The following is a 7,469-nucleotide window of genomic DNA, read 5'->3' as shown; positions in this document are numbered from 1 at the left end:
GGCCGGCGGGGCACTGCCCGGCCAGGGCCGGGAGCGGCCGGACGCCGGAACGGCCGCTCCCGAGCCCGACCGCACGACCCGCATGGTGCACGTGCTGTGGCAGGAGATGCTCGGGGTCAGCTCGGTGGGCCCGGACGACAACCTGTTCGCCCTCGGCGGCGACTCCCTGCTCGCCACCAAGCTCGTCTCCCGGGCGCAGAAGCTCTTCGACACCGAGATCCCGCTCGACCGGTTCCTCGACGACCCCAGCGTCCGCACGATGGCGGCGCTCGTCGGGGGCGCGGCGGACCCCTGCGGCCCGGCCGCCGTCCCCGATGCGACCGGCATCCCCGATGTGACCGGCATCCCCGATGTGACCGCGTGACCGACGTGACCGAACCCCAGGATCCGCACGAGGCGGTAGACCAGTGACCATCACCCCAACGAACCCGCGGCAGGCCCTCGCGCCCGTGCCGCGCGACCCGGCCGCGCCGCGGCCGCTGTCCTTCGCGCAGCAGCGCATGTGGTTCGCCGAGCAGCTGGCGCCCGGCACGGCGCTGCAGAACGTGCCGCTGGCCGTCCGGCTGACCGGGCGGCTGGACGCGGACGCGCTGGCCGGGGCGCTGCGCCGGATCGTGGCCCGGCACGAGACGCTGCGCACGTCGTTCGCGGTGGTCGACGCCACGCCGGTGCAGCGGGTCGCCCCCGACACCGAACTCACCGTCGACAGCCGCGACTTCACCGCCCTGCCGCAGGACGGCCGGGAGGCGGCCCTGCGGGACTGGCTGGACGCGCTCGCCACCACGCCGTTCGACCTGGACCGGGCGCCGCTGCTGCGGGTCGGCCTGGCCCGCCTCGGCGAGGACGAGCACGTGCTCGCCGCCACCCTGCACCACCTGGTCGCCGACGGCTGGTCGACCGGCGTGCTGATGCGCGAGCTCACCGCCAACTACACCGAGCTGACCGGCGGCGCCCCCGCCGACCTGCCCGAACTGCCCGTGCAGTACAGCGACTTCGCCGAGTGGCAGCGCGAGCGGGTGGAGTCCGGCGGCCTCGACGGCGCGCTCGACTACTGGCGCGGGCACCTCGCCGACGAGGACGCCGCGCCGCTGGAGCCGCCCACCGACCGGCCGCGCCCCGAGGAGCCCGGCTACCGCGGCGCCCGTGCCCGCCGGCCGGTCCCGGGCGAACTCGTCGCCCGGGTGGGGGCGTTGGCGCGCAGCACCGGCGCCACCCCGTTCATGGTGCTGCTCGCCGGCTACGCGGGCCTGCTCGGCCGGATCACCGGCCGCGGCAGCGTCGTGGTCGGCACCCCGATCGCGGGCCGCACCCGGCTGGAGACCGAGCAGCTGATCGGCCTGTTCGTGAACACCCTCGCGCTGCGCGTCGACCTGTCCGGCGACCCGGAGTTCACCGAGCTGGTCCACCGGGTGCGCAAGGCCGCGATCGGCGGCTTCGCCCACCAGGAGCTCCCGTTCGAGAAGATCGTCGAGGCCCGCCGGCCGGACCGCGCGAGCCACCTGTCGCCGCTCTTCCAGACCATGTTCGTGCTGCAGAGCGCCACCGGCGACGAGTTCCGGCTGCCCGGCCTCGACGCCGCCACCGTCGAGACCGACACCTGCACCGCCCGCTTCGAGCTCCAGCTGTTCGTGAGCCTGCGCCCGGAAGGCTGGGTCGCGACGCTGGAGTACGACACCGACCTGTACGACGCGGCGACGGCCGACGCGATGCTGGAGCGCTACCTCGGCCTGCTCGCGGGCGCGGTCGCCGAGCCCGCCACCCGGCTCTCCCGGCTGCCCGTGCTGAGCGCCGAGGACGACCGGATCACCGTCGAACTCGGCCGCGCCACCGCCGAGTTCCCGGTGGATAAGTGCCTGCACGAGCTGTTCGCCGAGCAGGCCGCGCGGCGCCCGGACGCGATCGCCGTGCGCTGCGCCGGCGAGCAGATCACCTACGCCGACCTCGACGCCCGCGCCGAGGAGGTCGCCGCGCGGCTGCGGGCGGCCGGGCTCGGCCCCGAACAGCTCGTCGGGCTCTTCCTGGAGCGCGGCATCGACACCGTCGTCGCGATCCTCGGCGTGCTGAAGACCGGCGCCGGCTACGTGCCGATGGACCCGCTCTACCCCCGGCCGCGGCTGGCCCGCATCCTCGGCGACGCCCGTCCCCGGGTGGTCCTGGTGCACGAGAGCCTGCGCGAGCTGCTCCCGCCCTACGAGGGCCGGCTGCTCCCGATGGACGACCTGGCGTCGTGGGGCCTCGACGGGCCCGCGCCCGCCGCGCAGGTCCGCCCGCGCCCGGACAACGCCGCGTACGTCATCTACACCTCCGGCTCGACCGGCACGCCCAAGGGCGTCCACACCACCCACTCCCAGGTCGTGCGGATGTACGCGGCGATGCGCGCCGCCACCGACGCGATGGCCTTCGACGAGCACGACACCTGGGCGCTGTTCCACTCCTTCGCCTTCGACGTGTCCGTGGTCGAGATGTGGGGCGCGCTGCTGCACGGCGGCCGGCTGGTGATCGTGCCCGCCGACACCATCCGCGACATCGAGTCCTACCGCGAGCTGGTGTGCGCCGAGGGCGTCACCGTCCTCAACCAGACGCCGTCCGCCTTCGCCCAGCTCTCGCTGGTCGACGCGGCCCACGACCCGGCCCAATTCCCGGTCCGCACCGTCCTGTTCGGCGGCGAGGCGCTGGAGCCCGGCGCGCTGCGCAGCTGGTTCGAGCGGCACGGCGAGCACGGCCCCCGGCTGGTCAACCTCTACGGCATCACCGAGACCATCCACGTCACCGCCCGCGAGATCACCCCCGCCGACCTGGCCCTGGCCGGACGCAGCCCGATCGGCCGCCCGATGCCCGACCAGCAGCTGTACGTCCTGGACGAGCTGCTCCAGCCGGTGCCGGTCGGCGTGACCGGCGAGCTGTACGTCGGCGGCGCGGGCCTGGCCCGCTGCTACTTCGCCGACCCGCACAAGACCGCCGACCGGTACGTGCCGAACCCGTTCGGGGCGCCCGGCGAGCGGCTCTACAAGAGCGGCGACCTCGCCCGGGTCTCGCGCCGCGGCGAGCTGGAGTACCTCGGGCGCGCCGACCACCAGGTGAAGATCCGCGGCTACCGGATCGAGACCGCCGAGATCGAGGCCCGGCTGCTGGAGCACCCGCAGGTGCACTCCGCCGTGGTGCTCGCGCTGCCGTCCGCCACCGGCGAGCTCCAGCTGTACGCGTGGGCGACGCTCGACTCCGGCGCCGAACCGGACGAAGCCGGCGCCGCGCTGCGGGCCCACCTGGCCGAGCAGCTGCCCGGCTACATGGTCCCGACGGCCGTCACCGTGCTCGAAGCGCTCCCGCTCACCGTCAACGGCAAGGTCGACCGGCGGGCACTGACCCGCCCGGACACCGAGCAGCAGGACACCGGCCACGCGTACGTCGCGCCGCGCACCGAGACCGAGCGGCGGGTCGCCGCGGCCTGGTCGGAGGTGCTCGGCCGGGAGCGGATCGGCGTCCTGGACAGCTTCTTCGACCTCGGCGGCCACTCGCTGCTCGCTACCCGGCTGGTGTTCCGGCTGCGCGAGGAGTTCGGCACCGAGCTGCCGCTGCGCACCCTGTTCGCGGTGCCCACGGTGGCCGGCGTCGCCGAGGCGCTGGACGGCGGCGAGGGCCGCACCGACGGGCCCGACCTGGACGGCGACGCGGCGGTACTCGGCGACGGCATCGCCGGCTACCCGGCCCCGGCCGCGCCCGGCGGCACGAACGAGGTGCTGCTCACCGGCGCCACCGGCTTCCTCGGCGCCTTCCTCCTCGGCGACCTGCTCACCCGCACCGGCGCCGTCGTCGACTGCGTGGTCCGCGCCGCCGACGAGGCAGCCGGGCGCGAGCGGATCGAGCGGACCCTGCGCGGCTACGGCCTGTGGCAGGACGCCTGGGCCGAGCGGATCCGCCCGGTGCCCGGCGACCTCGGCGCACCCCGGCTCGGCCTGTCCGACGCCGACCACGCCCACCTCGTGCAGGACGTCGAGGCGATCTACCACTGCGGGGCCGAGGTCAACCTCGTCTTCCCGTACGAGAAGCTGCGCGCCGCCAACGTCGACGGCACCCGCGAGGTGCTGCGCCTCGCGACGGCCACCGGCCGGGCCCCGGTCCACCTGGTGTCCACCGTCGGCGTCTTCGCCGGCGCGCCCGAGGACGGTTCGGCGCTCGCCGAGTCCGCCCCCACCGGCCCCTCCCGCCTGCTGCGCCAGGGCTACACCCAGAGCAAGTGGGTGGCCGAACAGCTGGTCTTCCGCGCCGGGGAACTGGGCGTGCCCGTCACCGTGCACCGCCCCGGCCGGATCTCCGGCCACTCCGGCACCGGCGCCTGCCAGGCCGACGACTTCCTCTGGCGGGTCGTCAAGGGCTGCGTCGAGGCCGGCGCGATCCCCCGCGGCGTCGACGTGCCGATGAACCTGGTGCCCGTCGACTACGTCAGCGCGACCGTCGTGGAGGTCGCCAAGCGCCCCGACGCCCTCGGCGGCGCGTACCACGCGGTCAACCCGTCCGACGTCTCGCTCGGCGCCGTCTTCGGCCACCTGCGCGACTTCGGCTACCGGCTCGAACTCCTCGACACCGCCGACTGGCTGGCGCGCATCCGCGCCACCCCGGAGAACTCGGCGTTCCCGCTGCTGAGCGTCTTCGAGTCCGGCTCCGAGGGCGGCTTCGGCTACGTCGCCTTCGGCTCCGACCGCACCCGCGGGCTGCTGGAGGGCACCGGCGTCCGGTGCCACGAGCCCGACGCGGAACTGTTCCGCACCTACCTGTCCTACTTCGCGTCCACCGGTTACCTGCCCCACCCGGCTACCTCAGAGATTGGCGAGTGAGATGACCACCACCGCACCCCGCCCCACCTCCTACTACCTGCCCGGCGAGCACCCGAAGCCGGAGAACGAGCTCGCCCGCCTCGCCCGCCAGGCCACCCTGTCCTGGGCCAAGGAGGCCAACCTGCTGCGCGCGTACGGCCTGCGCGCCGACCACGACGTCCTGGAGGTCGGCTCCGGCCCCGGCTACATCAGCGAGCTCATGCTCCGCGAGATCCCCGAGGGCACGCTGACCTGCCTGGAGCTCGAAGAGCACCTGATGGACTACGCCCGCGGCTACCTCGCCGACGCCGGCCCGCGCCTGACCCTCGTCAACGGCTCCGTCCTGGAGTCCCCGCTGGCCGACGAGTCCTTCGACCTCGCCTACGCCCGCCTGGTCATCCAGCACGTGCCCGGCCCGGAGAAGGCCCTCGCCGAGATCCACCGCATGCTGCGCCCGGGCGGCCGCGTCGTCATCGCCGACGTCAACGACGAGGTGTGGGGCTGGGTCTCCCCCGACCTCGGCACCCCGGCCTTCCAGGAGGTCCTCCAGGCCCGCATCGACCTCCAGGTCGAGCGCGGCGGCGACCGCCTGATCGCCCGCCGCCTGCCCCGCCTGCTGCGCGAGGCCGGCTTCACCGACGTCCGCGTCGACGCCGTCCTGGTCTCCAGCGACGAGTTCGGCATGGACGACCTGCGCCCGCAGATGGACTTCCGCTCCCGCACCGCCGCGATGGTGGCCGCCAAGCCCGAGTCCGGCCCGGCCGTCGAGGCCACCGCCGACGCCGTCGACGAGTGGGTCAAGGACGAGAACGCCTCGGTCACCATGCTCATGTACCTGATCTCCGCGACCAAGCGGGAGGCCTGAGCATGAGCGCGCCCGAGGCGAGCGCCCGCACCTGGCTGGTGGTCCTCAACCACGAGGAGCAGTACTCGGTGTGGCCGGCCGACCGGCAGCCCCCCGCGGGCTGGACGGCGGTCGGGGCGCAGGGCACCCGCGAGGAGTGCCTGGACCACATCGGCACCGTCTGGACGGACCTGCGGCCGCTGAGCCTGCGGCGCCGCATGGCCGCCGCCTGGGAGACGGCCGCAGTCTGAGAGATGGCCGCGTGAGAGACGGCCGTCTGAGCACCACCCCGAAGGACCGCGAAGCGCGGGCCGGCGAGCGCTCCCCCGAGCCGCCGGCCCGTGCTTCGCCATGTCGGCTGACGCCTACTCAGAACTCGTTCGTGGCAGCACGGTAGGGGGTGCCCCTAACCTTCCGTGAACGCGTTGAGCGGCCCATTCGCGGCCCCTAGCGTTGAAGCATCCGATTCATGTCAAACGAACCCAAGAAGGGGACGGAGCCGTGGCAGAGCACAAGGCCCAACCTCGCAAGTGGGCGATTCTCGCGGTATTGGCGGTCGCGGTCTTCGTGGTCTCCATCGACTCGACGATCCTCAACGTCGCCCTGCCCACGCTCGGCGAGACCCTCAAGGCGAGCACCGACCAGCTGCAGTGGATGGTCGACGCCTACTCCCTCGCGATGGCCGGCCTGCTGCTGCTGTCCGGCGCGCTGTCCGACCGCTTCGGCCGCAAGAGGCTGCTGATCCTCGGCCTGCTGCTGTTCGGCGTCGCCTCGGTGGCGGCGGCGGTGTCGACCGGCGCGTGGCAGCTGATCGCCGCCCGCGCCGTGATGGGGGTGGGCGCCTCCGCGTTCATGCCCGGCACGCTGTCGATCCTGGTGCACGTCTTCCCCGAGGACGAGCGCGAGAAGGCGATCGGCATCTGGGGCGCCGTCACCGCGCTCGGCGTGGTCTTCGGCCCGCTGCTCGGCGGCGTGCTGCTGGACCACTTCTGGTGGGGCGCGGTCTACCTGATCAACGTCCTGGTCGTCGCCGTCTCGGTGATCGGCGCGCTGGTCCTGGTGCCGGAGTCCACCGACCCGGGCGCCCACCCGCTGGACGTGCTCAGCACGCTGCTGTCGGTGGTCGGCGTGACCGCGCTGGTCTACGGCGTCATCGAGCAGCCGCACTTCGGCTGGGGCTCCCCGCGGGTGCTGGCCGGCCTGATCGGCGGCGGCGTCACGCTGGTGCTGTTCTTCGTCCGCCAGGCCACCGCGCGGCACCCGATGGTCGACCTGCGGATCGTGCGCAACACCCGGTTCCTCGGGTCCAGCGGCACCATGGCGGTGCTGATGTTCTCGCTCACCGGCATCCTGTTCGTCCTGACCCAGGAGCTCCAGCTGCGGCTCGACTTCTCGCCGCTGCTGGCCGGCGCCGCGATCCTGCCCGCCGCGGGCGCCCTGATGGTCGCCTCCCCGCTGTCGGCCGTGCTGTCCAAGGCCATCGGCACCCGCAACACCGTCGTCGTCGCTCTGGTGGTCTTCGCCGCCGGCTTCGGCACGCTCGCCCAGTTCACCAAGGACCAGGGCTACCCGGCCATCGCCGTCGCCATGGTCCTGCTCGGCGCCGGCATGGGCCTGTCCCAGCCGATCGTCAACGACGTCCTGATGTCGGCCGGCCCCAAGGAGCAGTCGGGCCTGCTGTCCTCGATGAACGACACCGTCCAGGAGCTCGGTTCGGCCTTCGGCATCGCCGTGGTCGGCAGCGTGCTCGCCGCCCGCTACACCGCCTCCTACCACCTGACCGGCGGCGCGGCGAGCGCCTCGCACTCGCTCGG

Annotated in this window: 5 protein-coding genes; all 5 read left to right on the top strand. The window is 73.8% G+C overall.

Features of this window, described 5'->3' with window-relative positions; all coding sequences use genetic code 11:
- On the top strand, positions 1-364 hold a 364-nt coding region (locus AB0O00_RS24820), incomplete at its 5' end, for a phosphopantetheine-binding protein (RefSeq protein ID WP_363655227.1).
- A 43-nt stretch (positions 365-407) separates the two neighbouring features.
- Complete coding sequence (locus AB0O00_RS24815; protein ID WP_363655225.1) at positions 408-4,832, top strand: amino acid adenylation domain-containing protein; 4,425 nt, start codon at positions 408-410, stop codon at positions 4,830-4,832.
- 1 nt (position 4,833) lies between these two features.
- Positions 4,834-5,676, top strand: coding sequence for a methyltransferase domain-containing protein (locus AB0O00_RS24810; RefSeq protein ID WP_363655223.1), 843 nt, complete (start codon positions 4,834-4,836; stop codon positions 5,674-5,676).
- 2 nt (positions 5,677-5,678) lie between these two features.
- Positions 5,679-5,906 carry an MbtH family NRPS accessory protein gene (locus AB0O00_RS24805; protein WP_363655221.1) on the top strand — a complete coding sequence of 76 codons (228 nt, stop codon included), beginning with the start codon at positions 5,679-5,681 and terminating at the stop codon, positions 5,904-5,906.
- A gap of 250 nt (positions 5,907-6,156) precedes the next feature.
- The coding region (locus AB0O00_RS24800; protein ID WP_363655219.1) for a DHA2 family efflux MFS transporter permease subunit at positions 6,157-7,469 on the top strand (1,313 nt) is incomplete at its 3' end.

The sequence above is a fragment of the Kitasatospora sp. NPDC093558 genome, assembly GCF_040683475.1.
Lineage (GTDB): Bacteria > Actinomycetota > Actinomycetes > Streptomycetales > Streptomycetaceae > Kitasatospora.
The sequence above is the reverse complement of the archived record's forward strand: the minus strand, read 5'-3'. Positions and strand labels throughout refer to the sequence as shown.